This is a genomic window from Pseudomonas sp. CP-1 (genome assembly GCF_021213715.1).
GTDB classification, from domain to species: Bacteria; Pseudomonadota; Gammaproteobacteria; order Pseudomonadales; family Pseudomonadaceae; genus Pseudomonas; species Pseudomonas aeruginosa.
Genome location: NZ_JAJQKY010000017.1, coordinates 1 through 25,951 on the forward strand (window position 1 = coordinate 1; position 25,951 = coordinate 25,951).

Sequence of the window (25,951 nt, forward strand, 5' to 3'; positions counted from 1 at the left end):
AGTCTCCGGCACCTCCGGCTCCGACGACTGGCGCTCCCCGGTCGCCGGCTGAGCCGCGACCGCCGCACGCGGCCAGCCTCGCTGGCCGTCGTGCCCTCGATGACCCACAGCGCCGTGGCCAGGAAAGCCCGCGCCGGGTCGATGCCGCTTTGTTTGTTGTAGGCAGCTTCCGATCGAGCCTGCGCGCCCTTGTCTCGCCCGCGCCAGGCAGGACAATCGAATCGGTCGCCTGCGCCAGTGAGGGACAACGGATGTTCGCAGCAGCCAACCAGACCCATTTCAGCCTCGCCATCGACGGCCTCGCCCTCGACCTGCAGGTGCTCTCCTTCAGCGGCCGCGAAGCCATCAGCCAGCCGTTCGCCTTCGACCTGGAGCTGGTCGGCGAACGCCCCGTGCCGGACCTCGAAAGCCTGCTGCACAAACCCGCCTTCCTTACCCTCGGGCCCGCCGGCAACGGTATCCACGGCCTGGTGCGCAGCGCCGGACAGGGCGACTCGGGCAAGCGCCTGACCCGCTACCGCATCACCCTCGTCCCGCAACTGGCCTACCTCGCCCAACGCACCAACCAGCGCATCTTCCAGCACCTCACGGTGCCGCAGATCGTCGGCCGGGTGCTGGAGGAACACGGCATCCTCGCCGACGCCTACCGCTTCCAGCTCGGCACCCGCTACCCCGAGCGCGAATACTGCGTGCAGTACGACGAGAGCGACCTGCAGTTCGTCCAGCGCCTGTGCTGCGAGGAGGGCATCCACTTTCATTTCCAGCACAGCGCCACGGCGCACCTGCTGGTGTTCGGCGACGACCAGACGGTGTTCCCGCGGCTCGCGCCGGTGGCCTACCAGCAGGACTCCGGCCTGGTCGCCGACCGGCCGGCGGTCAAGCGCTTCGGCGTACGCCTGGAAACCCGCACCAGCCGCGTCACCCGCCGCGACTACGACTTCGAGAAACCGCGCCTGACGCTGGAAAGCGCCGCCCGCGGCGAAGCCCGGCCGGACCTCGAGGACTACGACTATCCCGGTCGCTTCGTCGACCGCGAGCGCGGCAAGCACCTGGCCAGGCGTGCCCTCGAACGGCAGCGCAGCGACTACCGCCTGGCCGAGGGCCGCAGCGACCAACCGTTGCTGCTCAGCGGCCACTTCCTGCCGCTGGCCGCCCATCCCCAGGCGGGCTGGAACGACCTCTGGCTGCTCACCGAGGTGATTCACGAGGGGCGGCAGCCGCAGGTGCTGGAAGAAAGCATCGTCTCCGACACCTCGGCGAGCCCGGACGACTTCCGGCAGGGTTACCGCAACCGCTTCCAGGCCACGCCCTGGGAGGCGTTCTTCCGTCCCCCGCTGACACCGCCGAAGCCGCGCATCCTCGGCACGCAGAGCGCGGTGGTGACCGGTCCGAAGGGCGAGGAAATCCACTGCGACCGCTACGGTCGGGTGAAGGTGCAATTCCACTGGGATCGCGAGGGCCAGGCCGACGACAGCAGCAGTTGCTGGTTACGCGTTGCCTCCGGCTGGGCGGGAAGGAACTACGGCGCCATCGCCATCCCGCGGGTCGGCATGGAGGTGCTGGTGACCTTCCTCGAAGGCGACCCCGACCAGCCGCTGGTCACCGGCTGCCTGTTCCACAGGGAACATCCGGTGCCCTACGAACTGCCGGCGCACAAGACCCGCAGCGTCTTCAAGAGCCTCAGCAGCCCTGGCGGCGGTGGCTACAACGAGCTGCGCATCGAGGACCGCAAGGGCCAGGAGCAGATCTTCGTCCATGCCCAGCGCGACTGGGACGAAAACATCGAGCACGACCAGAAGATCCGCGTCGGTCACCAACGCCACGACACCGTGGAGGCGAACAGCTACAGCGAGTTCAAGGCCGAGGAACACCGCACCACCCACGCCGAGCGCAAGGTGGAGGTCCGCGCCAGCGACCACCTCACCGTAGCCAACGACCAGCACCTGAAGATCGCCAGCGGCCAGTTCGTCGAGGCCGGCCAGGAGATCCACCTGAGCAGCGGCCTGAAGGTGGTGCTGGAGGCCGGCGCCGAACTGACCCTGAAGGGCGGTGGCAGCTTCCTCAAGCTCGACGCCAGCGGCGTGACCCTCTCCGGGGCCAACGTCCGGGTCAACTCCGGCGGCAGCCCGGGCAACGGCAGCGGCGCGGCGCCGCTGTTGCCGGGGCCGCTGCGGCAGGCCGACGCGGACAATCCGGGCGACCTGCTGATCCGCGCGCAGCGTCAGGCATTGCTGCAGAAGAAACCGATCTGCGCCATCTGCGAAGCGGCCAGGGCGAAAACCGATGCGCACTGAACCGATGCTACCCGCCTTGCCCGCCGACCTGCCCTGGACGCTGAATGCCTACCTGCTGCTCGATGGCGTCAGCGTCACGGAACTGCCGCGCAAGCTCTACCAATGGAGCGATACTCCGACCTTCGAGCCGCTGTACCGCGACAGCCGCTGGCAGGAACTGCTGGACCTGTCGCCCTGCCTGGTCGCCCTCGACGGCCGCCAGGACCCTATCCTGCAGGCGTTCCTCGACAACGCCACACAGGAATGGGGCTACCTGCTCTTCGCCCGGGTCAGCTTGCCGATCCTGTCGCAGCACCTGCGGGACCTTCTGTGCGTCCAATCTCCCCATGGCGAGCCGGTGCTGCTGCGCCTGGCCGACCCGGCAGTGATGCATAGCCTGCTGAAACATGAACGCATGGAACTGTTCGGTCCGATCGAGCAGGCATGTGCTCCAGATGCCCTGGAAATCCGCTGGTGGCAACACCGGCGAAGCGGTTCGGCGATCGCTCGCGACCGCACGCAGCCCTACCGTCTGAGCGAGGCCGAATTCGATGCACTTGGCGAAGTCAGCTTCCGCCAGACCCTCATGGACATGGATCGCCACATGAATCTGTATTTCCCCGGCTATCGCCCGGCCCTGTGCGGCCGAGAGCGCTTCCAGCACCTGCGTATGCTGGCCGAGCAGGCCTACCGTCGTGGGATGTGCTCGGCGCGGGACATCCTGCTCTACGCCAATATCTTCGGCTACCTGGGCGAGGATGCGCTGGACGCGCATGCGGACATCGCCGTGCTGCTCGATGGTCCCTCCAGCCAATCCCCGGCGCAGCGGGTGGCCGCTGCGGCCGAGCTGGCGGTGCGTCGCGCCGCCGAGACAGAAAGGATGCATTCATGACTGCGCAGGCCACACCCCGGCGAGACAGCGCCAACCTGGCGGCAAACGAAGCCTCGTCCAGCGATAGTCGTTCGCCGAGCGGCACCTGTCCGTTGATGAACGCCAAGGTGCAGCTGTTGCCGCTGCGCTACGGTTTGACCGAAGGCGTCGATCCGAGCGCCGAGCTGGCGATGCCTTTCGCCCTGAAAAGCCGGCCGCTGGGTCTGCGGCTGGTGCGCAATGGCTATCTCTACGTGATCGACGGCGGAACCGGAAAGCTGCACGAATACCGCATCGACAAGGGCGCTATCGACAAGCTGCTGTGGCAGGACGCCGAGGTTCGCGCCGACGTACGCAGCCGCGCGGTCGGCGAGCCCCAACTGGTCTTTCCCCGTACCAGCATCCTGTACGTGGCCTATTCGGAGCTGCAATGGACCGCGCGCAAGTGCATGCAGGTGCTCGCCAGTCCGAAGGACCGCGAGCACTTCATGCAGGCCGTCGATCTGCGCCGCGCCGACCCGCAGCAGGGGGGGCCGCATCTGCTGACCCGACGGCAGGCGGAAACCTGGCTGGCCGAAGTGGTGCAGAACAAGGTGCATCGCGACGAGCAGGGCCAGCAGCGCTTCCCGCCCCACCAGCAGCGCCCGGCCAGTCCACCCGCCGCCCATCCGGACGAACGACGCGACTACGTCTGGGAGGATCCGCCGCTGTTCCGCGATACCCAGCTCGGCGAGTTGACTGCGCAGGTACTCCCGCAGTACGAGCATGATGCCCTGTTCCTGGCGCTGCGCGACGACATCGGTGTGATGCGCGACCTAGCCGCCTACCAGGACGAAGTGGTCGGCTGGCTCGAGGAATGGCTGCAGGGCGGCGCCCAGGCCGGGGCCAACGAGCGCGACTACATGATCGCCTGCTACATCGAGTCGTTGACCCAGATCCGCGCCGCGGAACTGCCCAAGCTGGCCGACGAGGGTGCCCAGCCGCTGTTCGACGATCTCGACCGGCTGCCACCTCCCGAGCGGGAGCGATCGCGCCAGGCCTTGCTGGACTACCTCAACGGCGAGCCGTTGCCGAAGCCGATGGACCCCGCCATGCCGGAGCCGCTGCACAGACCTGTGGAGCGACACTTCACCAAGCGGAAAATGGCGGTTGCCGATCCGGCCTTCGTCGAACGCAACCTGGACGCCCTGATCCGCCTGAAGAAGAGCCACGGCGAAAAGGTCGACGACGCGCTGCATGGCGCCAAATTCGGCCAGCGTGGCATCGACGACCTGATCGACCGTCCCGCCATGGATGCCTTCCTCGCCGCCAACAGGCCCAACCTGGCGCGCTGGAACGCCCTGCTCGAGCAGATCAGCGCAGACCGCACGCAGATGCTTACCGAGCAGCGATTCCATCGCGCCGCCTGGTACTACGATTTCCAGCAGGCCGAGCAATTGGGACTGGCCTTCGCCACCCAGTACGCCTGCCTGAAGGATATCTGCCGCAGCGACGAGGCCAGCGAGGCCGTGCTCGCCTTCCTGGAGGAAAATCCGCAATACGATCGCCCATTGTTCCAGACTCTGCCGTTGAACACCCAGGCCGAACTGATCGCGCAATACGCGCAGCTCGGGCCGCCCGGCCATCTCTGGCTCTCCAAGCTGAAAGAGTGGGCGCAGCAGCGCGACTCGCTGGAGCTGGGCAAGCTGCCCGCTCTCGACGGCTTGCCGGAGGCCACCCGAGCGCTTGCCGACAGCGCCCAGGCCACGCTCAACCCGGCGTTGACCCTGGGCATCAGCCGGACCATGGAGGGCTTCTTCAAGAGCGTAGGCCAGCAGCAGGCGCCGGATCTCGACGCGCTGTTCCGCAAGCTGCCCAAGGCCCTTCCCGGTCGCCTGCTCGACGCCGCGGTCCGCGAAGGGGTGACCTTCACCATTGCCAGCGAAGCGGAAAAGGCCATCCTCCAGGCCGACCTGAAGGAAGTGCTCGAACAGCGCGCGGAACTGCGCCGGCTGGTCCGCCAGCGCAAGCAGGTGAAGAGCCAGGCCGGACACAAGTCGACGGACGCCCGCGCCCTGCTCGCCGACATCCAGCGTGTCCGCCTCCAGCTCAACGCCCTGGAGCCGCGCCTGGCCGCCGCCCTCAGCCCGATCGCCGAGCTTCCGGACAACAGCATCCGTCTCGCCGGTGCGACACCAGGCCGCGCCGGAATCACCTTGATCCTGCCGTCTGCACAGTTACAGGAAGTTGCCAGTGGTATCCGTAACCTGCGCAATGGCTATAGCAGTGCAGCCGCGTTCAATAAGGTGGGGGATGGAATTGGTCTGGCTGTGTTTGTGGCGCAGTTTGTCAATATGGTGCAGGTATGGCGGGGGGTTATCGCGACTTCGCCGGATAAGCGTGAGCTAATGCCGCTGGCTGGTTCTATTTTCACCACAATATCTGCGGGCGTAGCGGCAGCTCAGGCCATTGCCGATACAGCTCTTCAGGCCAGAAGTGCTCAGTTGGCACAGGGGCTGCAGAACCACGCTGTGGAAGTTGCTCATGTACAAATGGGAAAACTGCACTTACGCCTAGGGTTTGTGGGATATGCGGCAGGTTTTTTTGCAGCAGCTGTTGCTACTCAAACCCACTATGGCGAGTGGCTTGGTGCTATACGCAGCGGAAATGCTCAAGCTCAGCAAGGTGCCGCTTTAGCTATGGTTGGCTCCAGCGGAATGCTGGCCAGCAGCGCCTACGGGGTATGGCATACGGGGTATGCTTTAAAAGGTGTGCTCAGGGCTGCAACACCTGCTGCCGAGCGTACAGCCTGGGCATTGGCTGGCACGCGACTTTCGAGCATATTTGCTCGATTCAATATCGCCGGTGCCATTTTCACCGCCCTCGAACTGGTAGGAACCTATTGGTATAATCGCAGTAATACCACGCCCCATGACGATTGGTTGCTCAGTACACCCTGGAGCCGCGACATCGGAGGGCGCCTGAACCAGTCCCTGGAAATCTATCAGCAACGACTTCTGGGGATCGTCCAGACGCCAAGAGGTGAGGTCAAGCACGCGAGTCATGGCAGTTGGTGGCGAGACCTGCTCTCCTCACCTGCCACTGCGGAGATCAGCCTAGCCTTGCCTGGTATCAGTCTGGGAGCACTGCAGCAGACCTTGGCCGGGCGCCCTGAAGTACGCTTGAGCCTGGCGGCCTACCGCATTCGTAGCGTGAAATACGAAAGAGGTTCGCCCATGGTGCGTTGGTTCCCCGTCACCGAAGTTGTCGGCGACAGTCTACAGGTCGCGTCCGCCGAACCGTTGGTGTTGCTGGTGCCGCGGCTAGCGCCGCTGGAGGGTGTGACCGGGGGCTCGGTCACGGAGGATCTATTACTGGCTGTACAGATCGAACGACTGAACCCGCAGGGTCAATATCATGCCGATCGGCACATGGTTCGCCTGTCGCCACACAGCGAAGGAGACTATCCTGCTTCGCCACAACGTATCCAGGGGCAGGAAGCATCCTGGATGCTAATTGACCCCCGTTTGCTGCCGGATTTTGCCGATGCTCCAGAACGATAAGTCCATGGATGTGCCGCCGTTGCGACTGATGGAGAGCCACCGAGCAGGAGATGTGGTTCCCTTTTCAAGCGGGCTGGTCAGTTATCTCGCGCCTTTACCTCTACCTACAGTCCAGCCCGCACAGGACTATTCTCATGCCGTGGGGGAAATGAATGATACTTATCTTGACTTCGGGACAGGGCTGCCCAATGCATTTGCCTGGCAGGTCAGATTAGGTGGCCCATTTACTCTCTGGATAATATCTGTTTTTTTAATTCCAACCCTAATGATGGTCGGCACGCCTTTGTTAGGTGGTGATATAAGCACGGCTAAACAGTTGGCTGTAGGGTTGTTTGATATAGGGATAACATATGGCTCGGGGTGTGCGCTGTTTGGCTTTATTATCTTGTTAAGTGCATGGTGGTCCAATCATATAAAGTATAAAAAGATCATCCCTACTCGCTTCAATCGCCAGCGCCGCGAAGTTTGCTTCGTCCCAGAAAGCCACTCCGCCCCCATCTTCGTCCCCTGGGAGTCCCTATCGGCCTGGGTGATCCAGGCCCAGGGTGCCACCCAGTACGGCATCCAGCGCCAATACGGCATGGGTGTGGGCTTCCATCATGCCGCCAGCGGCGAGGACTTCTCCCTGGAGTTCCCTTGTGCCGGCCTGCCTCTGGCCATCGCCAACTGGGAGGCCGTCCGAGCCTATATGGAGCATGAGGTGCACAGCCTCAAGGAAATCCAGGACCCACTCGACCTGCAAGGCCCGGACGACCCGCCTCACGAGGGGCTGCACACCTTCCGCAATGCCCGCGCTCGTGCTCATCGTCGCTACCGGGAGGGTGAAGTAGGGCGTTGGTATATGGTCGGTTGGTATCTCTACCACGCAATGGATTTATGGACGCTGCCATTCCATCTAGTCGAATGGGAAATCCGCCGGGTCAAGCGCATGCAACGCCAGGAGTTGCCCGAGGCCATGCGTGCCTGGTCACAGCCCCTGCCATCCGAACAGTGGGTCAGGCCCAGCGAGGAGCTGCAACGTCAGAGTCAACGGGTGAGGGCCTTGCGACAGCGTGATCCGCAACGCTCGATCATCGAGATATTTACCGAGGTACGGCGAGAGGCTTCGGCGACTGGCGTGCGCTGAGCGCCCGTCGTTTCCGGAAGCATAGCTGGCGGAGCGTCGTCGGCTGCGGAGGTGGGGGATACGGAGCGCTAAGGCTGCGCTCCGCGTGTCGCCCGAACCTGCTGGGTGCGAGGTCGGATTGTCGCAAGCCTCAGCGCTGGGCGAGCAACTGCCGGCCGCGGGCGACGGCGGCACGGACCTGGTTCGGCGCGGTGCCGCCGATATGGTCGCGGGCGTTGACCGAGCCTTCCAGGGTCAGCACGTCGAAGACGTCGGCGTCGATCTGCTCGCTGAAGCGGCGCAGTTCGTCGAGGCTCATCTCGGCGAGGTCCTTGCCGCTGTCCACGCCGTACTTCACTGCGTGGCCGACGATCTCGTGGCAGTCGCGGAACGGCAGGCCCTTGCGCACCAGGTAGTCGGCCAGGTCGGTGGCGGTGGAGAAACCGCGGCGTGCCGCCTCGCGCATGATCTCGCGCCGGGGCCGGATCGCCGGGACCATGTCGGCGAAGGCGCGCAGGCTGTCGCGCAGGGTGTCGGCGGCGTCGAACAGCGGTTCCTTGTCTTCCTGGTTGTCCTTGTTGTAGGCCAGCGGTTGGCCCTTCATCAGGGTCAGCAAGCCGGTGAGGGCGCCGAACACCCGGCCGGACTTGCCGCGTACCAGCTCCGGCACGTCGGGGTTCTTCTTCTGCGGCATGATCGAGGAGCCGGTGCAGAAGCGGTCGGGCAGGTCGATGAACTGGAACTGCGCGCTGGTCCACAGCACCAGCTCTTCCGAGAAGCGCGACAGGTGCATCATCGCCAGGCTGGCGGTGGCGCAGAATTCGATGGCGAAGTCGCGGTCGGAGACGCCGTCCAGGGAGTTACCGCCAACCGCGTCGAAGCCCAGCAACTGGCAGGTGATCTCGCGCTGGATCGGGTAGGTGGTGCCGGCCAGGGCCGCCGAGCCGAGCGGCATGCGGTTGACCCGCTTGCGGCAGTCGACCAGGCGCTCGTAGTCGCGGCTGAGCATCTCGAACCAGGCCAGCAGGTGGTGGCCGAAGGTCACCGGCTGGGCGGTCTGCAGGTGGGTGAAACCGGGCATGATGGTGTCGGCTTCCGCTTCGGCCAGGCCCAGCAGGCCCTCCTGCAGGCGGGTGATCTCGGCGAGGATGGTGTCGATCTCGTCGCGTAGCCAGAGGCGGATGTCGGTGGCCACCTGGTCGTTGCGCGAGCGGCCGGTGTGGAGCTTCTTGCCGGTGACGCCGATGCGGTCGGTCAGGCGCGCCTCGATGTTCATGTGCACGTCTTCCAGGTCGACGCGCCAGTCGAAGCTGCCGGCTTCGATTTCCGCCTGGATCTGTTGCAGGCCGTCGATGATCGCATCGCGCTCGGCGTCGCTCAGCACGCCGACCTTGGCCAGCATCGTGGCGTGGGCGATGGAACCCATGATGTCGTGGCGGTAGAGACGCTTGTCGAAGTCGACGGAGGCGGTGAAACGGGCGACGAAGGCGTCGACGGGCTCGCTGAAGCGGCCGCCCCAGGACTGGTTGGTCTTCTCTACGCTCATGGTATCTCTCGCTGCAACAAGAAACGGACAGGCCGCGCGGCCTGCGTGACGGGCAAAGTGCGACGATGATAGCAGGCCGGGAGGAAAAACCGGCGGCTCGTCGACGAAGCCGGAACGAGCGCTGTTTCGCGGTTTTTTGCGGCAGATGGCATTTCGGTGCTTTATTTCGCCCGTACGCCCGCGGCTGTCTTGCGGGCGCCACGGGCCTTGCGGAAACTCTGTCGATGCCTATCCGATTCAAGCCCGGCCGCTCGACCCGGCCGGCCGTCCAAGACGACTTCTTCATTCCCGAGCTCTGCGAAGCCGAAGCCCTGTTCACCCTGGTGCTGCTGGCGGAGCTGCTGGTGCTGGTGCTGGTGCTGGCGGAGCCGATGACGCCGAGCTTCAACTGGGTGCGCCTGGCCCTGGCGTCGCTGTTCGTGCAGTGGATCGTACTGCTCTCGGCGGCGCTGTTCTGCCGCCTGCGGCCATTGCTCGCGCGCCTGCCGGTGGCGCTGGCGGGGAGTGCCTGCTGCCTGTTGGTGGTGGCCCTCACCCTGGGCTGCACGGCGGTCGCCGAGCACTATCAACTGGGCGGAGAACTGACGCGTGCCGGCGAGGTCAATCTGTATCTGCGGCACGCGCTGATCGCGCTGATCATGTCCGCCCTGGTGCTGCGCTACTTTTACCTGCAGAGCCAGTGGCGCCGGCAGCAGCAGGCCGAGTTGCAGGCGCGCCTGGAATCGCTGCAGGCGCGGATTCGCCCGCACTTCCTGTTCAACAGCCTGAACAGCATCGCCAGCCTGATCGAGCTGGACCCGCTGAAGGCCGAGCATGCGGTGCTGGACCTGTCCGACCTGTTCCGGGCCAGCCTGGCGAAGCCCGGCACTTTAGTTTCCTGGGAGGAGGAACTGGCGCTGGCAAGGCGCTATCTTTCCATTGAGCAGTATCGTCTTGGCGATCGCCTGCAACTGGACTGGCAGGTGCACGGGGTGCCGGCCAACCTGCCGATCCCCCAACTGACCTTGCAGCCGCTGCTGGAAAATGCGCTTATCTATGGCATCCAGCCGCGGGTCGAAGGTGGCCTGGTGCAGGTCGAGGCGGTTTATCGTGAAGGAGTGTTCCAGCTATGTGTGAGCAACCCCTACGACGAGGCGCTCGAGTCGCCCCCGTCGAAAGGCACGCGACAGGCGTTACACAATATCGATGCACGACTTGGGGCACTTTTCGGGCCTAAAGCGAGTCTCAGCGTCGAGCGCCGTGACGGACGGCACTACACCTGTCTACGCTATCCATGTGCGCGACTCATGCAGGAAGCCTGAGCTTATGAATGTCCTGATTGTCGATGACGAACCTCTGGCGCGAGAGCGCCTGGCCCGATTGGTAGGGCAACTGGACGGCTATCGCGTCCTCGAGCCCTCGGCCAGCAATGGCGAAGAAGCGCTGACGCTGATCGACAGCCTCAAGCCCGATATCGTCCTGCTGGATATCCGCATGCCCGGTCTGGACGGCCTCCAGGTCGCGGCCAGACTCTGTGAGCGGGAAGCGCCGCCGGCTGTGATCTTCTGCACGGCCCATGACGAATTCGCCCTGGAAGCCTTCCAGGTCAGCGCCGTGGGCTACCTGGTCAAGCCGGTGCGCAGCGAAGACCTGGCCGAGGCGTTGAAGAAAGCCTCGCGACCGAACCGCGTGCAACTGGCCGCGCTGACCAAGCCCCCGGCCTCCGGCGGCAGCGGTCCGCGCAGCCACATCAGTGCGCGGACCCGCAAGGGGATCGAGCTGATCCCGCTGGAAGAGGTGATCTTCTTCATTGCCGACCACAAGTACGTGACCTTGCGCCATGCGCAGGGCGAGGTGCTGCTGGACGAGCCGTTGAAGGCGCTGGAAGACGAGTTCGGCGAGCGCTTCGTGCGCATCCACCGCAACGCGCTGGTCGCCCGCGAACGGATCGAACGCCTGCAGCGTACGCCGCTGGGGCATTTCCAGCTCTACCTGAAAGGCCTCGACGGCGATGCACTGACCGTCAGCCGGCGGCACGTGGCCGGGGTCAGGCGTCTGATGCATCAGCTCTGACGGCGGTCGGCGGTTCGCCAGCGACCCGGGTGCGGCTATCGGGCCCAGCGTCCGCGCACTCGGGTTCGAACTGTTATCATGGGCGCATCCCTGTGCACGGAATATCCCATGTCGTCCCGCGAAATCCGCATCGCCACTCGCCAGAGCGCCCTCGCCTTGTGGCAGGCCGAATACGTCAAGGCGCGCCTGGAACAGGCGCATCCCGGCTTGACCGTCACCCTGCTGCCGATGACCAGTCGCGGCGACAAGCTGCTCGACGCACCGCTGGCGAAGATCGGCGGCAAGGGCCTGTTCGTCAAGGAACTGGAAACCGCCCTGCTCGAAGGCGCCGCCGACATCGCGGTGCATTCGATGAAGGACGTGCCGATGGACTTTCCCGAGGGGCTCGGCCTCTACACCATCTGCGAGCGCGAAGACCCGCGTGACGCTTTCGTCTCGAACACCTACGCCAGCCTCGAGCAACTGCCAGCCGGCAGCGTGGTCGGCACCTCCAGCCTGCGCCGCCAGGCGCAGCTGCTGGCGCGCCGGCCGGACCTGCAGATCCGTTTCCTGCGGGGCAACGTCAATACCCGCCTGGCCAAGCTGGATGCCGGCGAATACGACGCGATCATCCTCGCCGCCGCCGGCCTGATCCGCCTCGGCTTCGAGTCGCGCATCCGCTCCTCGATCAATGTCGACGACAGCCTGCCCGCCGGCGGACAAGGCGCCGTCGGCATCGAATGCCGTACGGCCGACAGCGACCTGCATGCCTTGCTGGAACCCTTGCACCATACCGACACGGCTCTGCGGGTCACTGCCGAGCGCGCGCTGAACAAGCGACTCAACGGCGGTTGCCAGGTACCGATCGCCTGCTACGCCATCCGCGAGGGCGACCAGCTGTGGCTGCGCGGCCTGGTCGGCCAGCCTGATGGCACCCAGTTGCTGCGTGCCGAGGGGCGGGCGCCACTGGCGGAAGCCGAGGCGCTGGGCGTGCGGGTGGCCGACGACCTGCTGGAGCAGGGCGCCGAAGCGATTCTCGAAGCCGTCTACGGCGAGGCCGGACATCCGTGAGCGGCTGGCGGCTCCTGCTGACGCGCCCCGACGAGGAGTGCGCGGCCCTGGCCGCCAGCCTCGGCGAGGCGGGCGTCCATAGCAGTAGCCTGCCGCTGTTGGCGATCGATCCGCTGGAAGAAACCCCGGAGCAGCGTACGCTGATGCTCGACCTGGACCGCTACTGCGCGGTGGTGGTGGTCAGCAAGCCGGCGGCGCGCCTGGGGCTGGAGCGGCTCGACCGCTACTGGCCGCAGCCGCCGCAGCAGACCTGGTGCAGCGTCGGCGCGGCGACCGCGGCGATCCTCGAGGCCTACGGCCTCGACGTAACCTACCCTGAACAGGGCGACGACAGCGAAGCGTTGCTGGCGCTGCCGGCGTTCCAGGATTCCCTGCGCGTGCACGATCCGAAAGTGCTGATCATGCGCGGCGAAGGTGGCCGAGAATTCCTCGCCGAGCGCCTGCGCGGCCAAGGCGTGCAGGTGGACTACCTGCCACTCTACCGGCGCCGGGCTCCGGACTATCCGGCCGGAGAGCTGCTGGCAAGGGTGCGGGCGGAACGCCTGAACGGCCTGGTGGTCAGCAGTGGACAGGGTTTGCAAAATCTGTATCAGTTGGCGGCAGCCGATTGGCCCGAGATAGGCCGGTTGCCGCTGTTCGTACCCAGCCCGCGGGTCGCCGAGATGGCGCGCGAACTGGGTGCGCAACGGGTGATTGATTGCCGGGGCGCGAGCGCGCCGGCCTTGCTGGCGGCCCTGACGAGCGCCGCCTAGAACTTTCTTGACCAAAGGATGGACCTGTGAGCGAAGCAGTCACTCCCCAAGACGACGCAAGAACTTCCACTTCCACCCCTTCTCCCGTTGCACCCGATGCATCCAGGCGTTCCGGTACCGCCACCGGCCTGGCGTTGCTCGCCCTGCTGGTTGGCGTGGCGGGACTCGGCGCGGGTGGCTGGAGCTTCTGGCAGGTCCAGCAGTTGCAGGGCACCGAGCGCGACCAGCTGGCGCAGTTGGAAGATGCCCGTGGCAAGACTGAATCCCTGGCCCAGCGCAACCAGCAACTGGCTGCCCGCCTGGACGCTTTGCCCACCGCGGACGAACTGGAGGCCCGGCGACGCCTTGTGGTGGAGTTGCAGGGCGACCAGCAGCATCTCAGCGAGCAACTGAAGAAGGTCCTCGGCCAGAGCCGCCAGCAATGGCGACTGGCCGAGGCCGAACACCTGCTGCGCCTGGCCAGCCTGCGCCTGTCCGCCTTGCAGGACGTGGGCAGCGCCACCGAACTGGTGCAGGGCGCCGATGACATCCTGCGCGCGCAGAACGATCCCGGCGCCTATGCCGCCCGCGCCAAGCTGGCGGCCAGCCTCGAGGCCCTGCGCGCGTTGCCGGAGCCGGACCGTACCGGGCTGTTCGTGCAACTGGCGGCGTTGCGCGAGCAGGTCAACCAGTTGCAACCGCTCACGCCGACCTTCAAGGAAGGCGAAAGCGGTGCCAGCAATGTCGCCTGGGGCGACGGCAATAGCACCTGGGAGCTGTGGTGGGAGAAGATCTCGCGCTACATCCGCATCGATTTCAATGCCGGCCAGGACATTCGTCCGCTGCTGGCCGGCGAGCAATTGGCGCAGGTGCGCCTGACCATCGGCCTGGCCCTGGAGCAAGCCCAGTGGGCGGCGCTGAATGGCAAGCAGGAAGTCTACGAGCAGGCGCTGAAGCAGGCCCAGGACGTGCTGGACGGCTATTTCAACGTAGAGCTGGCCGACAGCCGCGCGTTGAAGTTGCGTATCGATGAGTTGGCGAAGCAGCCGGTCACCGTGCAGGTCCCTGACCTCGCACCGGCCCTGAGCGCCTTGCAGGCCTACGTGTCGCGCCGCGAGGCCGCTGGCAACCTGGTGCCCGAGGCGCAGGCGGCTCCGGCCACGGAGGGCCGTCCATGAGACGCATCTACCTCCTGGTTCTGGCGGTGGTGCTGGTCGCCACGCTGGTTGGGCTGGCTATCTCCGAGCAGGCCGGCTATGTGCTGATCGCCTACAAGAGCTTCCGTTACGAATCCAGCCTGTGGTCGTTCCTCGCCCTGCTGGCGGTGGTCTGGCTGCTGGTGGTGCTGGTGCGCCTGGTCCTGCGCCTGCTCGGCAGCTCGGGGCGGGTGGTCAACCCCTGGTCGCGCTACAACCGCCGGCGTCGCGTGCAGATGGCCGAGCACAGCGGCCTGCGCGATCTCGGCGAAGGCAACTGGCCGCAGGCACTGCGTCACTTGCGGCGGGCGGCGGAGATGGGCGAGCGGCCGCTGATGCATTACCTCGGCGCGGCGCGGGCCGCCAACGAACTCGAACGCTACGACGAGGCCGACGACCTGCTGAACCGGGCTCGCGAGCGCGAGCCGGACGCCCAATTGCTGGTCGGCCTGACCCGTGCGCAACTGCTGATCAATCGCGGCGACTACCCGCAGGCACGCAATACCCTTGAAGAGCTGCACGGGCTCCAGCCGCAGCACCGCACGGTATTGCGGCTGATGCAGCAGCTGTACGTCACCCAGCACGACTGGCAGGCCCTTTGCGTCCTGCTGCCGGAGCTGCGCAAGGAGCGTGTGCTGAAGGATTCCGAACTGCGCGACCTCGAACGCCGTGCCTGGGTGGCTTCCTTGCAGGAAGCCGGCGAGCGTGGACTGAACGAGGGCGAGACGGCGTTGCAGCCGCTGACCCAGCGCTGGCAGAACGTGCCTTCGGCGCTGCGTGCAGACCCGGCGATCGTCGCGGGCTATGCCGCCCAACTGCTTCGCCTGGGCGCCGAGGAAGAGGCCGAAGAAGTCCTCCGCCATGCGCTCAAGCAAGGCTTCGACGCGACCCTGGTGCAACTCTACGGGCAGGTGCGCGGGCGCGATCCGGGCAAGCAATTGCAGGCCGCGGAAGGTTGGCTCAAGGAACATCCGAACGATCCCGGCCTGCTGCTGACCCTGGGGCGCCTGTGCCTGATCAACAAGCTCTGGGGCAAGGCCCGGGAATACCTGGAGGCCAGTCTGAGCTTCCAGCGCAGTGCCGAGACCTGCGCCGAGCTGGGACGCCTGCTGGCGCAGCTCGGCGAGGTCGAGCGCAGCAACCAGTTGTTCCAGGAGGGCCTGGTCCTGCTCGATCGGCGTACTCCGGGGCTGCCCGTGGTGGTGGCGGGCATTTGAGCATGGGGAACGCCACCCGGCGTTCCCCGTTCGGCTCCATCGGCAGGACTGTGGCGGCTTGTCGCGGGCGCCCGGAATGATTCGGGATGTCTTGCCGCAGAGCGGCCTTGCGGCTTGAAACGGCCGGAGGCTTTCCACTACCGTAGGCGGCCTTTCCCCTGTGTACCTGTGGATCCGCCATGCCCCTGGCCAGCCCCCGTCAGCTTTTCCTTCTCGCGTTCCTGGCCTGCGTCGCCATCATGGGCGGGGCGCTGTACCTGGAACATGTGGTTGGCCTGGAGGCCTGCCCGCTGTGCGTCGTGCAGCGGATCTTCTTCATCCTGATCGGCCTGACCTGCCTCGCTGGCGCGATCCAGGGGCCCGGTCTACGTGGGCGGCGTATCTACTCCGTGCTGGTGTTCCTGCTCGCTCTCGGCGGCGGGGCCACGGCCGCCCGCCAGGTATGGTTGCAGACCGTTCCGCTGGACCAACTGCCGGCCTGCCTGCCCAGCCTCGACTACATGATGCAGGCGCTTCCCTTCCAGGAAGTGATCCGCCTGGTCCTGCATGGCACCGCGGATTGTGCCCAGGTGAGCTGGACGCTGTTCACCCTGAGCATTCCGGAATGGAGCCTGCTGGCGTTCGTTGCCTATCTCGGTTTCTCCATCGTGCAGTTCCTCCGACGTGCCTGACGCGGGCTGTCCCGTGGCCTTTCGTCAGCTCTCGAGCGTCGGCCGTATCGATTTGGCGAAAACCAGAGCGGATGCGGGATACCGATCAAACATCCGTATGAATTTTTCTGTACGGGCGTCTTGATGGGGTCATCCCGGGGGCATAATCTGGCTTTCCGTAGCGCCGGAGTCCGCCCCTTGCACAGGCGTTCTCCCACAGAGCGCAGAGAGTGCGTCAGCAATGCGTCTCGGAGCGGACGATGATTCTCCGGGACGTCCGAAGAGGGAAGCGAGGACAACATGCTCGAAAGCTGCCGTAATGCCCAAGAGCGGTGGGGGGGCGTGCACCAACTGATCGATCGCTGGCTGCATGAGCGCCAGCAACTGGTGCAGGCCTTCGATGCCCTGAGCGGTATTCAGGCACCGGCGCCCAACGCCGAAGAACTCCAGCATTTTTGCCAATTGCTGCTGGACTACGTATCTGCCGGACACTTCGAGGTCTACGAGCAACTGACGGCGGAAGGCAAGGCCTTCGGCGATCAGCGCGGCCTGGAGCTGGCCAAGCAGATCTTCCCCCGGCTGGAAGCCATCACCGAATCCGCGCTGAACTTCAACGATCGCTGCGACAACGGCGATTGCCGTGAAGGAGCCTGCCTCATCGCGGAGCTGAAGGTCCTGCGGCAACAGTTGCACGAACGCTTCGAGCTGGAGGACTGCCTCATCGAAGTCCTGCACAACGCCCACAGCCAGAGCGGCGCAGAGGGTTCGGCAGTACCGGTCTGATTCACCGGCGAGTCGTTACGAAACGGCGCGTCTCCATGCGGGAGAGCGCCGTTTTTGCATTTCAGCGGACGCCCAGCAGGTCGATCTCGAAGACCAGCGGAGCGTCGGGCGGGATCAGGTCGCCAGCGCCTTCGTGGCCATAGGCTTGCGTCGAAGGAATCACCACTCGCCAGCGCGCGCCGACAGGCATCGCTCGCAATGCTGTGCGCCATCCCTCTATCACACTGTCCAGGGCGAACCACTCGGCGCTTTCGCTCTGGTCGAACACTTGACCGTCGGCGAGCAGGCCGCGGTAACGGACGTGTACCTGGGTTGCCGCGCCGATGCCGTTACCTTGGCCACGACGTAATTCGCTGACGAGGACGCCGCCGGTCAATTCGCGGACGCCGAAGCGGGCTTTTTCGTTGGCCAGGAAGCGGGCCTCGGCGGGTGTGATCCGCGGTGTTTCCGTCGTGGCGTTCTCGTGTTGCAGCAGAAGTTTTTCGATGCGTTCGGGGGGGATTTCAAGTGCCTCGCCGCGATAGGCCTGGCGCAGTCCGAGAAGTAGTTCGGATAGCTCTAGGTCGGGCATTTCCTGCTGTAGGCGCGTGCCCAGGCGGGCGCCTACAGCATAGGCCAGTTCGTCCTTGGGGGGCGCGGCGAAAAGCGGCAGCGGCAGTAGAAAAAGACCGATGAAAAGGCGGCGCGGCATGCGGTTTCTCCAGACGAATCGGCGGGCAATCCTGGCGCACGTCGCTTGTAGCACATCGAACCCGTTGGCGAGAGGGGGTTTGCGGGTCTAGTATGGGCGCAACCACGTCCGCCTGGAGGCACGTCATGTCGGCCAACAAGAAGCCCGTCACCACCCCCTTGCACCTGTTGCAGCAACTTTCCCACAGCCTTGTCGAGCACCTGGAAGGTGCGTGCAAACAAGCGCTGGTCGATTCGGAAAAGCTCCTGGCCAAACTTGAAAAGCAACGTGGCAAAGCCCAGGAAAAACTGCACAAGGCTCGCACCAAGCTGCAGGATGCTGCCAAGGCCGGCAAGACCAAGGCACAGGCCAAGGCGCGCGAGACCATCAGCGACCTGGAAGAAGCGTTGGATACCCTGAAGGCCCGGCAGGCGGACACCCGTACCTACATCGTCGGCCTCAAGCGTGACGTACAGGAAAGCCTCAAGCTGGCGCAGGGTGTCGGCAAGGTGAAGGAAGCTGCTGGCAAGGCTCTGGAGAGCCGCAAGGCGAAACCCGCGACCAAACCTGCTGCGAAGGCGGCAGCCAAGCCTGCGGTGAAAACCGTAGCGGCGAAGCCTGCGGCCAAGCCTGTGGCGAAAACCGCGGCAGCGAAGCCCGCAGCCAAGCCGGCGGCGAAGCCTGCTGCGAAACCGGCGGCCAAGCCCGCGGCGAAAACCGCAGCCGCGAAGCCCGCAGCCAAGCCGGTGGCGAAGCCTGCTGCGAAACCGGCGGCCAAGCCCGCGGCGAAAACCGCAGCCGCGAAGCCCGCAGCCAAGCCGGCGGCGAAGCCTGTGGCGAAACCGGCGGCCAAGCCCGCGGCGAAAACCGCAGCCGCGAAGCCGGCAGCCAAGCCGGCGGTGAAGCCTGTGGCGAAACCGGCGGCCAAGCCCGCGGCGAAAACCGCAGCCGCGAAGCCCGCAGCCAAGCCGGCGGCGAAGCCTGTGGCGAAACCGGCGGCCAAGCCCGCGGCGAAAACCGCAGCCGCGAAGCCGGCAGCCAAGCCGGCGGCGAAGCCTGTGGCGAAACCGGCGGCCAAGCCCGCGGCGAAAACCGCAGCCGCGAAGCCCGCAGCCAAGCCGGCGGCGAAGCCTGTGGCGAAACCGGCGGCCAAGCCCGCGGCGAAAACCGCAGCCGCGAAGCCGGCAGCCAAGCCGGCGGCGAAGCCTGTGGCGAAACCGGCGGCCAAGCCCGCGGCGAAAACCGCAGCCGCGAAGCCCGCAGCCAAGCCGGCGGCGAAGCCTGTGGCGAAACCGGCGGCCAAGCCCGCGGCGAAAACCGCAGCCGCGAAGCCGGCAGCCAAGCCGGCGGCGAAGCCTGTGGCGAAACCGGCGGCCACGAAGCCTGCAGCCAAGCCGGCTGCGAAGCCTGCGGCGAAACCGGTGGCCAAGCCTGCGGCGAAACCCGTAGCCGCGAAACCTGCCGCAGCCAAGCCCGCCACCGCTCCTGCTGCGAAGCCTGCGGCGACTCCCAGCGCCCCGGCAGCCGCCTCCAGCGCTGCTTCGGCAACGCCTGCCGCGGGCAGCAACGGCGCCGCCCCGACCAGCGCCTCCTAAGGCGCTGTCTGCAAAGCCGCCGAGCCAAGCACCAGCAAAGCCCGGCGCTCTGCTTCCGTGCAGATGTCCCGGCTGCAGGCTTGCAGCCAGGCATCCGCATTACGATTCGCCTCCTGGCCCTCCAGCCAGGCTGTGGCCAGGTCGGCCAGGCGTTGCAGGTGTTCCCGTTCCGCTCGTAGTTCCTGGGCCTTCATTTCCTCGCGGAGTTCGGCCAGGCAGGCATCGTGGGTTGCCGCTTCGCGCCAGGCGCAACGCAATCTGCGCAGGGGTTCGATGACCGTTTCGCGCCAGGGGCGCGCGGCGTTCTCCAGGATCTGGGCGCGTTCTTTCGAGCAGCTCACACCGCGCCTTCCAAGCCAGGCGGCGACCAGCAACAGGCAGACGTCCGCACCTTGCTCCTGAAGCGCGAGGCAAGCCGTTTCCACGCCCGGCTGGGCATAGACGTCCACCGCGAATTTCCAGACATTTCCAGTCATACAGCCTCACGCTCCGCAAGGGCGAAACTGATAAACTCCGCCGCCATGATCCGACTCCTCAATCTTACGCTACAGCGCGGGCCGCAGCGCCTCCTGGAAGCTGCTGAACTGACCCTGCACGCCGGCCAGAAAGCCGGTCTCATCGGGGCCAATGGCGCTGGCAAGTCCAGCTTGTTCGCGCTGTTGCGCGGCCAGCTCGGCCAGGATGCCGGCGACTGCCTGTTGCCCGCCGACTGGCGCATCGCGCACATGCGCCAGGAGGTCGATACCCTGGATCGCCTGGCGGTGGATTACGTGCTCGACGGCGACAGTCGCCTGCGCGAGATCCAGGCGGCACTGGCCGCCGCCGAAGCGGCGCACGACGGTTCTGCCCTGGCGCGCCTGCATACCGAACTGGACAACGCCGACGGTTACACCGCCGATGCACGGGCGCGCAGGCTGCTGGCCGGACTCGGCTTCAGCAGCGAGCAGATGGAGCGCCGGGTCGGTGATTTCTCCGGCGGTTGGAGGATGCGCCTGAACCTGGCGCAGGCGCTGATGTGCCCGTCCGACCTGCTGTTGCTCGACGAGCCGACCAACCACCTCGACCTGGACGCCATCCTCTGGCTGGAAGAGTGGCTCAAGGGTTATCCCGGCACTCTGGTGCTGATCTCCCACGACCGCGACTTCCTCGATGCGGTGGTGGGCCATGTGGTGCATCTGGAAAACCGCAAGCTGACCCTCTACCGCGGCGGCTATTCCGCTTTCGAGCGGACCCGCGCCGAGCGGCTGGCTCAGCAACAGCAGGCCTACGAGAAACAGCAGGCGCAGCGTGCGCACATGGAAAGCTTCATCGCCCGCTTCAAGGCCAAGGCCACCAAGGCGCGCCAGGCGCAGAGCCGGATCAAGGCGCTGGAGCGTCTCGAGGAACTGGCGCCGGCACATGTCGATTCGCCGTTCAATTTCAGTTTCCGCGAGTCGGACAAGATCTCCCGGCCGTTGCTGGATCTCGGCGAAGGCCGTCTCGGCTATGGCGACAAGGCGGTGCTGGAGAAGGTCAAGCTGCAACTGGTGCCCGGTGCGCGGATCGGCCTGCTCGGTCCCAACGGTGCCGGCAAGTCGACCCTGATCAAGACCCTGGCCGGGGACCTGCCCGAATTGGGCGGCCGCCTGCTGCGCGGCGAGAACCTGGCCATCGGATACTTCGCCCAGCACCAGCTCGATTCGCTGGACCCACAGGCCAGCCCGTTGCTGCATCTGCAGCGTATCGCCCCCGGCGAGCGCGAACAGACCCTCAAGGACTTCCTCGGCGGCTTCGACTTCCGCGGCGTTCGGGTGGACGAGCCGGTATTGAACTTCTCCGGTGGCGAGAAAGCGCGCCTGGCCCTGGCGCTGATTGCCTGGCAGAAGCCCAACCTGCTGCTGCTCGACGAGCCGACCAACCACCTCGACCTGGAAATGCGCCTGGCCCTGACCTTGGCTCTACAGGAGTTTTCCGGGGCGGTCCTGGTGGTTTCCCACGACCGGCACCTGCTCAAAAGCACCACCGACGAATTCCTCCTGGTCGCCGATGGGCGCGTGGTGCCGTTCGATGGCGATCTCGACGATTACGCCCGCTGGCTGGTCGACTATCGCGCGCGCAAGGCGCCGCAGGCCGAGACCGCGCCGGGCGCGCCGACCGAACGCACCGACAAGCGCGCCCAGCGCCAGGCAGCGGCCGCGCTGCGCCAGCAGCTGGCGCCGCACAAGCGCGAGGCCGACAAGCTGGAGCGCGAACTCGGCGGCCTGCACGAAAAGCTAGCCACTATCGAGGCGCGGCTGGGCGACAGCGCCCTGTATGACGTATCGCGAAAGGACGAATTGCGCGAGTTGCTGTCCGAACAATCGAGCCTGAAGGTTCGCGAAGGCGAGCTGGAGGAACGTTGGCTGGAGGCCCTGGAAACCCTCGAAGCCTTGCAGAAAGAACTGGAGGCCAGTGAGTGATGGATAACCTGCAGATGTTGACGCAGACCTGGAGCGGGCCGCTGGTGGTGGCGCTGCAGATCCTGCTCATCCTGCTGGTCGCCTGGCTGCTCCAGCGCCTGGTCCGACGCACGGTGACCCGTATCGGCGAGCGTTATCCGGTGCCGCCGGAGCTGCTCCTGCCGCTGCGTGGCGGCCTGCGCTGGCTGATCATGGTCAGCGCACTGATCATGGTGCTGGAGCGCCTGGGCGTGTCCGCCGAAGTGCTGTGGACCGCGCTGACCGGTTTCGCCGCGGTGGCGGCGGTAGCCTTCTTCGCCATCTGGAGCGTGCTCTCCAACCTGTTCTGTGCGTTGCTGATCTTCACCGTCGGGCCGTTCCGCATCGGCGACCGCGTGGAGCTGATCGATAGCGCCGACAAACCGGGCGTCACCGGACGCGTGGTTGCCATCAATCTCTTGTATACGACACTGGAAGAAACCCTCGAGGATGGCTCGCCGGGCCCGCTGCTGCAGGTTCCCAACAGCCTGTTCTTCCAGAAAGCCGTGCGTCGCTGGCGTGGGCCAGGTTTTTCAACTCCAACAAAAAACGGGAAATAACCATCTATGGAATGGCTCGCCAGTCCTGAAATCTGGGTCGCGTTCCTGACCCTGACCGCCCTGGAAATCGTCCTCGGCATCGACAACATCATCTTCATCTCGATCCTGGTCGGGCGCCTGCCGCCGGCCCAGCAACCGAAGGCGCGCTTCTTCGGCCTGGCCCTGGCCATGGGCACGCGGATCCTGCTGTTGCTCTCGATCACCTGGGTCATGCGCCTGACCACCGACCTGTTCCACCTGTTCGGCCAGGGCATCTCCGGGCGTGACCTGATCCTCTTCTTCGGCGGCCTGTTCCTGCTGTTCAAGAGCACCATGGAGATCTACCACAGCCTGGAAGGCGCGGAAGAAGAGCAGAAGAGCGGCGGCAAGGCCCACGGCTTCATGGGCATCATCGTCCAGATCGCGATCATCGACATCATCTTCTCCCTGGACTCGGTGATCACCGCCGTCGGTCTGGTGCAGAACGTGCCGGTGATGGTCGCGGCGATCGTCATCTCGGTCGGCGTGATGATGCTGGCGGCAGGCACCATCAGCGACTTCATCGAGAAACACCCATCGCTGAAGATGCTCGCCCTGTCGTTCCTCATCGTGGTCGGAACCGTGTTGGTGGCCGAGTCCTTCGAAGTGCACGTGCCGAAAGGCTACGTCTACTTCGCCATGGCCTTCTCCCTGGCGGTGGAGGCGCTGAACATCCGCTTGCGCGGGGCCATGGCGCGCAAGCGCGGCGAAGAGCCGGTGAAGCTGCGCAAGGGTTCGCCGGACTGAGAGCGTTCGGGGCCAGGGCGAATAGCCGCATCGCGGTGGTCCGCCCAACATGGCTGAGCGCGTATCCTCGGGAAAGCCCGGCATCTGCCGGGTTTTTTCTGTCCGCCAGGTTGCGCCCGCAAAGGTTGGGCGAGGCGCGTGGTCGGAAAACCTGTGCGGCTGCTCCGCCTTGGTGCACACTGGCTTTTTCGTTCCCGCCGCCAGCCGCGTTCGCTTTCCGAGGTGTGCAATGCTCGTCAGTACCTGGTTCGCCTTCTTTCTCGCCTGCTGGGCCATCAGCCTGTCGCCGGGCGCCGGAGCCATCGCCTCGATGTCCTGCGGGTTGCAGTACGGCTTTGCGCGAGGCTACTGGAACGCGCTGGGCCTGCAGATCGGCCTGGCCCTGCAGATCGCCATCGTCGCCGCCGGCGTCGGTGCGTTGCTGGCGACCTCGGCACTGGCTTTCAGCCTGATCAAGTGGTTCGGCGTGGCCTACCTGGTGTACCTGGCGGTGCGCCAGTGGCAGGCGCCGCCACAGGCCTTGAGCACCGATGGCGAACGGCCTTTGGGGCGACCGTTGACCCTGGTGCTGCGTGGTTTCCTGGTCAACGCCAGCAATCCCAAGGCGGTGATCTTCATGCTCGCGGTGCTGCCGCAGTTCATCGACCCGCACCAGCCGCTGCTGGCGCAGTACCTGATCATGGGCGGCACCATGATCGTCGTCGACCTGATCGTCATGGCCGGCTACACCGGACTGGCTGCGCGCGTGCTACGCGTACTGCGTTCGCCGCGCCAGCAGAAGCTGGTGAACCGTACCTTCGCCAGCCTGTTCGTCGGCGCCGCGGGGCTGCTGGCGACGGTACGCCGAGCGCCGCTCTGAGCCGCCCGACACGCCGACGGGCGTGATTGTTACAGAGTATTTCTTGCATGGGCGGGAAGGCGAAGGGACAATTTAATCTCTTCCATTCTCACTTCGTCTTCGCCATGCACCCTCCGAAAATCCTGCTGTGGCTGCTGCCGCTGGTCTGCGCGTTCAGCCTTGGAGCTATTGCCGACACGGCCGTCGACCCCTCCCAAGCCTTGCATCTGTTGAGTTACCTGGCGGCCGACTATCCGCCGACCGTGGCTGACGGCAAGATCGTCGACCCCAGCGAATACCAGGAACAGGTGGAGTTCGTTGGCAACCTGCAGGCATTGGTCCTGACCCTGCCGATGCGCCCCGAGCGCGCCGAGCTGGAGAGGGGGGGCGCCAGCCTGCGCCAGGCCATCGAGCAGCGCTTGCCGGGAAGGGACGTGGCCCTCCAGGCGCGCAACCTCGAGGCACGGGTGGCGGATATCTACCAGGTGGTGCAGACCCCCGCGATCACCCCCGACCCGAGCCGCGCAGCGCCGATCTATGCCCAGCAGTGCGCGATCTGCCATGGCGATGCGGGCAAGGGCGACGGCCCCGCCGGCATCGGCCTGGAACCGCCGCCGGCGAACCTCACCGATCGCCAGCGCCTCGACCACCTGAGCCTCTACGACCTGCGTAACGTCATTGGCCTGGGCGTGGCCGGCACCGACATGCCGGCGTTCGCCGACCAGCTCGACGAACGCCAGCGCTGGGACCTGGCCAGCTATGTGGCCGGCCTGAGCGCCGGCAGTGCGCAGCCGGACAAGGCCCATGCCTACCCGCTGGCGACCCTGGCCACGCAGACTCCGGCCGAAGTCGCCGAGCACGACGGCGAGGCCGCTGCGGAGAGCTTCCGCGCCCTGCGTGCGCATCCGCCGCTGGAGCAGCGCGGTCCTGGGCAATTGATCGACTATACCGCCGCCACCCTGGACAAGAGCTTCGCGGTCTATCGCGAAGGCGACCGCGACCAGGCCTACGACCTGTCGGTGGCGGCCTACCTGGAAGGCTTCGAGCTGGTGGAAAGCTCGCTGGACAACGTCGACGCCGATTTGCGCCGCTCCACCGAGAAGCAGCTGATGGCCTACCGCCAGGCGTTGCGCGATGGCCTCCCGGAAACCCAGGTGGCGCAACAGCTGGAGCTGGCCAAGGGCAAGCTGGCAGAGGCCGCCAAGCAGCTTGGCGGCGACTCGCTGAGTTTCTCCATCAGTTTCGTTTCCGCCCTGTTGATCCTGTTGCGCGAAGGGGTAGAGGCAATCCTGGTGCTTGCCGCCATCCTCGCCTTCCTGCGCAATACCGGGCAGGAAAGTGCCGTGCGTGGCGTGCACGTCGGCTGGGGGCTGGCCTTCGTCGCTGGCTTCGCCACCTGGGCGTTGGCCGCCTATGTGATCGATATCGGCGGTGCCCAGCGCGAGCTGATGGAGGGCTTCACCTCGCTGTTCGCCTGCGTGATGGTGCTCTGGCTCGGCGTCTGGATGCACGACCGCCGCCACGCGGCAGCCTGGCAGGACTACATCCGCAGCAGCCTGGTGGGCGGTGGTGGACGCTTCGGCTTCGCAGTGCTGGCGTTCTTCTCGGTCTACCGCGAGTTGTTCGAGGTCATCCTGTTCTACGAAACCCTCTGGTTGCAGGCCGGACCGGCCGGGCACAATGCCGTGATCGGCGGCGCAGCGACCGCCGTGGTCCTGCTGATCGGCCTGGCCTGGGTGATCCTGCGTGGCTCGGCGAAACTGCCGCTGGGGTTGTTCTTCAGCATCAACGCGGCGTTGCTCTGTGCGCTCTCGGTGGTGTTCGCCGGACATGGCGTCATCGCCTTGCAGGAAGCCGGGGTGATCGGCACCCGTCCGGTGCCGTTCTTCGACTTCGACTGGCTGGGGATCAAGGCCGACGCCTATTCGCTGTCGGCCCAGGCCATGGCGCTGGTGGCCATCGCGCTGCTCTACGGACGTAGCCGGATCGTCGAGCGCCGGCGTGCGGCGGCCAACGCGGCCGACTGAGCGGGTTCGCGCAACCACGACGGC

20 protein-coding genes and 1 pseudogene are annotated in these 25,951 nt (G+C 65.8%); 18 read left to right on the forward strand and 3 right to left on the reverse strand.

What is annotated here, in order from left to right; all coding sequences use genetic code 11:
• Positions 1 to 251 precede the first annotated feature (251 nt).
• Genes LT948_RS25470 through LT948_RS25485 form a run of 4 tightly spaced genes read left to right on the forward strand, consistent with a single transcriptional unit; the run spans position 252 to position 7,812 of the window.
• Positions 252 to 2,294, forward strand: a complete 2,043-nt coding sequence (locus LT948_RS25470) for a type VI secretion system Vgr family protein (protein WP_023098233.1) — start codon at positions 252 to 254, stop codon at positions 2,292 to 2,294.
• On the forward strand, positions 2,284 to 3,165 hold the full coding sequence (locus LT948_RS25475) for a DUF4123 domain-containing protein (RefSeq protein WP_003136119.1): 882 nt from the start codon (positions 2,284 to 2,286) through the stop codon (positions 3,163 to 3,165). The genes LT948_RS25470 and LT948_RS25475 overlap by 11 nt, the downstream gene beginning before the upstream one ends.
• Positions 3,162 to 6,686: a toxin VasX gene (locus LT948_RS25480; RefSeq protein ID WP_033995455.1), complete on the forward strand. Its 3,525-nt coding sequence runs from the start codon at positions 3,162 to 3,164 to the stop codon at positions 6,684 to 6,686. Before LT948_RS25475 ends, LT948_RS25480 begins: the two co-directional genes overlap by 4 nt.
• Entirely contained in the window at positions 6,670 to 7,812 is a 1,143-nt protein-coding gene (locus tag LT948_RS25485; protein ID WP_226342246.1) for a hypothetical protein, read from the forward strand. The genes LT948_RS25480 and LT948_RS25485 overlap by 17 nt, the downstream gene beginning before the upstream one ends.
• 130 nt (positions 7,813 to 7,942) lie before the next feature.
• Here the strand turns inward: LT948_RS25485 and argH are convergent, their stop codons facing one another.
• The gene (gene argH, locus LT948_RS25490; protein WP_023098230.1) at positions 7,943 to 9,337 is read right to left on the reverse strand and encodes an argininosuccinate lyase; all 1,395 of its coding nucleotides are present in this window, start codon (positions 9,335 to 9,337) and stop codon (positions 7,943 to 7,945) included.
• A gap of 224 nt (positions 9,338 to 9,561) precedes the next feature.
• Here argH and algZ point away from each other — a divergent pair, with 224 nt between their 5' ends.
• The 8 genes from algZ to rsd all read left to right on the forward strand — a co-directional run bounded on the left by algZ (position 9,562) and on the right by rsd (position 17,016).
• Entirely contained in the window at positions 9,562 to 10,638 is a 1,077-nt protein-coding gene (algZ, locus tag LT948_RS25495; protein ID WP_003096404.1) for an alginate biosynthesis two-component system sensor histidine kinase AlgZ, read from the forward strand.
• Between the two features lie 4 nt (positions 10,639 to 10,642).
• Positions 10,643 to 11,389: an alginate biosynthesis regulator AlgR gene (gene algR, locus LT948_RS25500; protein ID WP_003096397.1), complete on the forward strand. Its 747-nt coding sequence runs from the start codon at positions 10,643 to 10,645 to the stop codon at positions 11,387 to 11,389.
• 108 nt (positions 11,390 to 11,497) lie between these two features.
• Positions 11,498 to 12,439 carry a hydroxymethylbilane synthase gene (hemC, locus tag LT948_RS25505; RefSeq protein WP_023098229.1) on the forward strand — a complete coding sequence of 314 codons (942 nt, stop codon included), beginning with the start codon at positions 11,498 to 11,500 and terminating at the stop codon, positions 12,437 to 12,439.
• Positions 12,436 to 13,191 (forward strand): uroporphyrinogen-III synthase, encoded by a 756-nt coding sequence (locus LT948_RS25510; protein ID WP_003114032.1) that lies wholly within the window; start codon positions 12,436 to 12,438, stop codon positions 13,189 to 13,191. The genes hemC and LT948_RS25510 overlap by 4 nt, the downstream gene beginning before the upstream one ends.
• Before the next feature lie 26 nt (positions 13,192 to 13,217).
• Entirely contained in the window at positions 13,218 to 14,348 is a 1,131-nt protein-coding gene (locus LT948_RS25515) for a uroporphyrinogen-III C-methyltransferase (RefSeq protein WP_003096392.1), read from the forward strand.
• Positions 14,345 to 15,583: a heme biosynthesis protein HemY gene (locus LT948_RS25520; RefSeq protein ID WP_003096390.1), complete on the forward strand. Its 1,239-nt coding sequence runs from the start codon at positions 14,345 to 14,347 to the stop codon at positions 15,581 to 15,583. Before LT948_RS25515 ends, LT948_RS25520 begins: the two co-directional genes overlap by 4 nt.
• Positions 15,584 to 15,762: 179 nt before the next feature.
• Positions 15,763 to 16,254: a disulfide bond formation protein B gene (locus tag LT948_RS25525; RefSeq protein WP_003099230.1), complete on the forward strand. Its 492-nt coding sequence runs from the start codon at positions 15,763 to 15,765 to the stop codon at positions 16,252 to 16,254.
• Positions 16,255 to 16,533: 279 nt separating this feature from the next.
• Entirely contained in the window at positions 16,534 to 17,016 is a 483-nt protein-coding gene (gene rsd / locus LT948_RS25530; protein ID WP_003120370.1) for a sigma D regulator, read from the forward strand.
• A 61-nt stretch (positions 17,017 to 17,077) separates the two neighbouring features.
• Here the strand turns inward: rsd and LT948_RS25535 are convergent, their stop codons facing one another.
• Positions 17,078 to 17,707: an FKBP-type peptidyl-prolyl cis-trans isomerase gene (locus LT948_RS25535; RefSeq protein ID WP_003136110.1), complete on the reverse strand. Its 630-nt coding sequence runs from the start codon at positions 17,705 to 17,707 to the stop codon at positions 17,078 to 17,080.
• A gap of 125 nt (positions 17,708 to 17,832) precedes the next feature.
• On the opposite strand from LT948_RS25535, the pseudogene LT948_RS25540 reads away from it, so the two are divergent.
• A pseudogene (locus tag LT948_RS25540) lies at positions 17,833 to 18,939 on the forward strand (AlgP family protein); the annotation flags it as partial.
• 338 nt (positions 18,940 to 19,277) lie between these two features.
• Here LT948_RS25540 and LT948_RS25545 read toward each other — a convergent pair.
• A complete protein-coding gene (locus LT948_RS25545) occupies positions 19,278 to 19,757 on the reverse strand; it encodes a TIGR02444 family protein (protein ID WP_003096377.1) in 480 nt (159 codons plus the stop codon).
• Positions 19,758 to 19,802: 45 nt separating this feature from the next.
• Here LT948_RS25545 and LT948_RS25550 point away from each other — a divergent pair, with 45 nt between their 5' ends.
• The 5 genes from LT948_RS25550 (at position 19,803) to LT948_RS25570 (ending at position 25,927) form a co-directional block, all read left to right on the forward strand.
• The gene (locus tag LT948_RS25550; protein WP_209364716.1) at positions 19,803 to 21,719 is read left to right on the forward strand and encodes an ATP-binding cassette domain-containing protein; all 1,917 of its coding nucleotides are present in this window, start codon (positions 19,803 to 19,805) and stop codon (positions 21,717 to 21,719) included.
• The gene (locus tag LT948_RS25555) at positions 21,719 to 22,297 is read left to right on the forward strand and encodes a mechanosensitive ion channel family protein (RefSeq protein ID WP_003123700.1); all 579 of its coding nucleotides are present in this window, start codon (positions 21,719 to 21,721) and stop codon (positions 22,295 to 22,297) included. Before LT948_RS25550 ends, LT948_RS25555 begins: the two co-directional genes overlap by 1 nt.
• 6 nt (positions 22,298 to 22,303) lie before the next feature.
• The gene (locus tag LT948_RS25560) at positions 22,304 to 23,062 is read left to right on the forward strand and encodes a TerC family protein (protein ID WP_003096367.1); all 759 of its coding nucleotides are present in this window, start codon (positions 22,304 to 22,306) and stop codon (positions 23,060 to 23,062) included.
• A gap of 229 nt (positions 23,063 to 23,291) precedes the next feature.
• Positions 23,292 to 23,921: a LysE family transporter gene (locus LT948_RS25565; protein ID WP_003096365.1), complete on the forward strand. Its 630-nt coding sequence runs from the start codon at positions 23,292 to 23,294 to the stop codon at positions 23,919 to 23,921.
• Positions 23,922 to 24,025: 104 nt separating this feature from the next.
• Positions 24,026 to 25,927 (forward strand): cytochrome c/FTR1 family iron permease, encoded by a 1,902-nt coding sequence (locus LT948_RS25570; RefSeq protein ID WP_031632813.1) that lies wholly within the window; start codon positions 24,026 to 24,028, stop codon positions 25,925 to 25,927.
• Positions 25,928 to 25,951: the final 24 nt, after the last annotated feature.

Coding starts and splice junctions, on each gene's coding strand:
- hemC (WP_023098229.1), top strand. CDS start 11,498: ATGTCGTCCCGCGAAATCCGCATCGCCACTCGCCAGAGCGCCCTCGCC.
- LT948_RS25525 (WP_003099230.1), top strand. CDS start 15,763: ATGCCCCTGGCCAGCCCCCGTCAGCTTTTCCTTCTCGCGTTCCTGGCC.
- LT948_RS25470 (WP_023098233.1), top strand. CDS start 252: ATGTTCGCAGCAGCCAACCAGACCCATTTCAGCCTCGCCATCGACGGC.
- LT948_RS25545 (WP_003096377.1), bottom strand. CDS start 19,757: ATGACTGGAAATGTCTGGAAATTCGCGGTGGACGTCTATGCCCAGCCG.
- LT948_RS25480 (WP_033995455.1), top strand. CDS start 3,162: ATGACTGCGCAGGCCACACCCCGGCGAGACAGCGCCAACCTGGCGGCA.
- argH (WP_023098230.1), bottom strand. CDS start 9,337: ATGAGCGTAGAGAAGACCAACCAGTCCTGGGGCGGCCGCTTCAGCGAG.
- LT948_RS25485 (WP_226342246.1), top strand. CDS start 6,670: ATGCTCCAGAACGATAAGTCCATGGATGTGCCGCCGTTGCGACTGATG.
- LT948_RS25475 (WP_003136119.1), top strand. CDS start 2,284: ATGCGCACTGAACCGATGCTACCCGCCTTGCCCGCCGACCTGCCCTGG.
- algR (WP_003096397.1), top strand. CDS start 10,643: ATGAATGTCCTGATTGTCGATGACGAACCTCTGGCGCGAGAGCGCCTG.
- LT948_RS25550 (WP_209364716.1), top strand. CDS start 19,803: ATGATCCGACTCCTCAATCTTACGCTACAGCGCGGGCCGCAGCGCCTC.
- LT948_RS25555 (WP_003123700.1), top strand. CDS start 21,719: ATGGATAACCTGCAGATGTTGACGCAGACCTGGAGCGGGCCGCTGGTG.
- algZ (WP_003096404.1), top strand. CDS start 9,562: ATGCCTATCCGATTCAAGCCCGGCCGCTCGACCCGGCCGGCCGTCCAA.
- LT948_RS25570 (WP_031632813.1), top strand. CDS start 24,026: ATGCACCCTCCGAAAATCCTGCTGTGGCTGCTGCCGCTGGTCTGCGCG.
- LT948_RS25560 (WP_003096367.1), top strand. CDS start 22,304: ATGGAATGGCTCGCCAGTCCTGAAATCTGGGTCGCGTTCCTGACCCTG.
- LT948_RS25565 (WP_003096365.1), top strand. CDS start 23,292: ATGCTCGTCAGTACCTGGTTCGCCTTCTTTCTCGCCTGCTGGGCCATC.
- rsd (WP_003120370.1), top strand. CDS start 16,534: ATGCTCGAAAGCTGCCGTAATGCCCAAGAGCGGTGGGGGGGCGTGCAC.
- LT948_RS25535 (WP_003136110.1), bottom strand. CDS start 17,707: ATGCCGCGCCGCCTTTTCATCGGTCTTTTTCTACTGCCGCTGCCGCTT.
- LT948_RS25520 (WP_003096390.1), top strand. CDS start 14,345: ATGAGACGCATCTACCTCCTGGTTCTGGCGGTGGTGCTGGTCGCCACG.